The sequence below is a fragment of the Jiella pacifica genome, assembly GCF_010500815.1.
Taxonomy (GTDB): Bacteria; Pseudomonadota; Alphaproteobacteria; order Rhizobiales; family Rhizobiaceae; genus Jiella; species Jiella pacifica.
The window spans coordinates 1-1,527 of the sequence record NZ_JAAAMG010000063.1; the positions used below are offsets into that span (position 1 = coordinate 1).

Here is a 1,527-nt window from a genome sequence, read left to right on the forward strand (position 1 = left end):
CGATTGTCCCCCGTCAGCGCCTATCGCACAGATTTGAGGTTGTGATGTGAGGAGGGTTTGGGCTTCGTCGTAGTGACGAAGGAACGAAGATGAAGCCCAAACCCTCCAATCCAAAATCGCCGGCCAAAGCGCCTGCCGAGCAGGTGGTAAAAGACATTCGTCGTCAAACCCGCCGGCACTTCTCCGCCGAGGACAAGATCCGTATTGTTCTCGACGGCTTGCGCGGCGACGACAGCATCGCCGAACTGTGCCGCCGGGAAGGCATCGCGCAAAACCTCTACTACACCTGGTCGAAGGAATTCCTCGAGGCCGGCAAGCGTCGTCTGTCGGGCGACACTGCCCGTGCCGCCACCACGGACGAGGTCAAGGGACTGCGCCGCGAGGCTCGCGACCTGAAGGAATGCCTCGCCGATCTCACCCTCGAGAACCGTCTGCTTAAAAAAAGCATGATCGCGGATGGGGGAGACGACGAATGAGGTACCCCGCATCCGAGAAGCTGGAGATCATCAGAACCGTCGAGCAGTCGCATCTGCCCGCCAAACGCACGCTGGACCAACTCGGCATCGCCCGCCGCACATTCTATGGCTGGTATGACCGCTATCGTGAGGGCGGACCAGAGGCGCTAGAGGATCGGCCGTCGGCACCAAGCCGGGTCTGGAACCGGATTGGAGACGATATCCGGGAGCAGATCATCGAGATGGCGCTGGAAGAGACCGAGCTTTCGCCACGCGAGCTGGCCGTCCGCTTCACCGACGAGAAACGCACCTTCGTGTCTGAGGCGACAGTCTACCGGCTGCTCAAGGCCCACGACCTCATCACCAGCCCGGCCTACACGGTGATCAAGGCCGCAGAGGCGTTCCACACCAAAACGACGCGCCCGAACGAGATGTGGCAAACCGACTTCACGTACTTCAAGATCATCGGATGGGGCTGGGTGTACCTGTCGACCGTGCTCGACGACTTCTCGCGATACATCATCGCCTGGAAGCTCTGCTCCACCATGTGCGCCAGCGACGTCACCGACACGCTCGACCTCGCTCTCGAGGCTTCCGGCTGCGACGGCGCCGTCGTGCTTCACAAGCCCAGGCTCCTCAGCGACAACGGCCCCAGCTATATCGCCGGAGAGTTGGCCGAATACATCGAAGCCAACAAGATGAGCCATGTCCGGGGCACGCCGTTCCACCCCCAGACCCAGGGAAAGATCGAGCGCTGGCACCAGACCCTGAAGAACCGCGTCCTGCTCGAAAACTACTTCCTTCCCGGCGATCTCGAGCGACAGATCGAGGCGTTCATCGAGCACTACAATCATCGGCGCTACCATGAGAGCCTCGACAACGTAACACCCGCCGACGCTTACTTCGGCAGGGCATCCGCTATCATCAAAAAGCGCGAAAGGATCAAGCGAGAAACAATCGAACATCGGCGCTTGCAGCACCGCAAGCTCGCCGCTTAAAACCGAAACAGAGACGAAGCCCGCTCTTCGCTAATCCAAACCCCAATCTGCGCGAAATGTTCTGACGACGGACA

Annotated in this window: 1 protein-coding gene; it reads left to right on the forward strand. The window is 60.2% G+C overall.

Going from position 1 to position 1,527, the window contains the following annotated elements; all coding sequences use genetic code 11:
- Positions 1 to 89: 89 nt before the first annotated feature.
- Positions 90 to 1,453 (forward strand): IS3 family transposase gene (locus GTK09_RS27040; protein ID WP_246218167.1). Its coding sequence is split into 2 segments (ribosomal slippage): positions 90 to 437 and positions 440 to 1,453, totalling 1,362 coding nucleotides; the frame shifts between segments, so codons are not numbered across the junction.
- The last annotated feature ends 74 nt before the right edge of the window (positions 1,454 to 1,527 follow it).